Below are 1,467 nucleotides of genomic sequence, written 5' to 3'. Positions count from 1 at the left end.
TCGCCGCGGCGAGCATCCGTACGGGCGCGAAGCATGCGCCCCGGAGACCGCCCCCCGGACTCCGGCAACTCGTCCGCTTCACCCTCGTTTCGTCATGTTGTCGCACGAGTCGCATGGCGCCGCATCCTCGCAGGGCACGCCCGGCGCCCCGGCCCGACACCGCCGCCACCGGCGCGCCGTCCACCGAGTGGCCCACAATGGCCCGGTGAACGACCTCTCCCCCGACTCCTTCCTCGCCCCCCTGTTGACCCCCGAGGGCCGTGCCCTCCTCGACGAGGTGCGCGGTGTGGAACCGGCGCGGGAGCTGGCCGTGGCGACCCGGCTGCGCCGCACGCACCCGGCGGAACTCGTCTCGGCGGCGATCGCCCAGTCGCGGCTGCGGCAGCGGGCCGTGGCGAAGTTCGGGGCCGAGGACGCTTCACGGATGTTCTTCACCCCGAACGGGGTCGAGCAGTCGACGCGGACGAGCGTGGCGACGTACCGCGCGGAGTGCTTCCGGGCACTCGGCGTGCGGTCGGTCGCCGACCTGTGCTGCGGGATCGGCGGGGACGCGATCGCGTTCGCGCGGGCCGGTATCCGCGTCCTGGCCGTCGACCGCGACCCGCTGACCGCGGCGGCGGCCCGCGCCAACGCGGACGCGCTGGGGCTCGCCGATCTGATCGAGGTGCGCGAGGCGGATGTGACGGAGGTGGACACGTCCGGGTACGACGCCGTGTTCGTCGACCCGGCCCGGCGTTCCTCCAAGCGCGGCCGGATCTTCGACCCGGAGGCCTACTCACCGCCCCTGTCGTGGGCCGTGTCGGCCGCGCTGAAGGCGCCGCTCGGCGCGCTCAAGATCGCACCGGGCATCCCGCACGAGGCGATTCCGCCCGAGGCGGAGGCCGAGTGGATCTCGGACGGCGGGGACGTGAAGGAGGCCGTGCTGTGGTTCCGCGCGAGCGGGACGCCGGGGGCTCGGCGGGCGGTGCTGCTCCCCTCGGAGGCCGGGATCCACGCCTCCCCCGACACGATGCTGCCCGACCCGCCGGTCCGGCCGGTCGGGCGGTACCTGTACGAGCCGGACGGCGCCGTCATCCGCGCCCATCTGGTCGCCGAGGTCGCCGAGGATCTGGACGGCGGGCTGATCGACCCGACGATCGCGTACATCACCGCCGACGAGCACCACGTCACCCCGTACGCGACGGCGTACGAGATCACCGACGTGCTGCCCTTCAACGTGAAGAAGCTCAAGGCGCTGCTGCGGGAACGGGGGATCGGCATCCTGACGGTGAAGAAGCGCGGGTCGGCCGTCGAGCCGGAGGAACTGCGCCGCAAGGCCCTGCCGAAGCCGCACGGCACCGCCTCGACGACGGTCTTCCTCACACGGGTGGCGGGCGCGCCCACCATGCTGATCGGCCACCCGGCCTGACCGGCGGCCGCCCCTCGGCAGACCCCGTCGCCACCGCCCTCCCCAGCCCCCCGCTCCGC

General features: G+C 74.1%; 1 protein-coding gene. It reads left to right on the top strand.

Features of this window, described 5'->3' with window-relative positions; translation table 11 throughout:
- The first annotated feature begins 205 nt into the window (after positions 1–205).
- Positions 206–1,408 carry a class I SAM-dependent methyltransferase gene (locus tag AOK15_RS37130; RefSeq protein ID WP_055523067.1) on the top strand — a complete coding sequence of 401 codons (1,203 nt, stop codon included), beginning with the start codon at positions 206–208 and terminating at the stop codon, positions 1,406–1,408.
- Positions 1,409–1,467: the final 59 nt, after the last annotated feature.

This window comes from Streptomyces ossamyceticus, from assembly GCF_001418475.1.
GTDB classification, from domain to species: Bacteria; Actinomycetota; Actinomycetes; order Streptomycetales; family Streptomycetaceae; genus Streptomyces; species Streptomyces ossamyceticus.
This window is presented reverse-complemented; position numbering and strand designations above follow the sequence as displayed.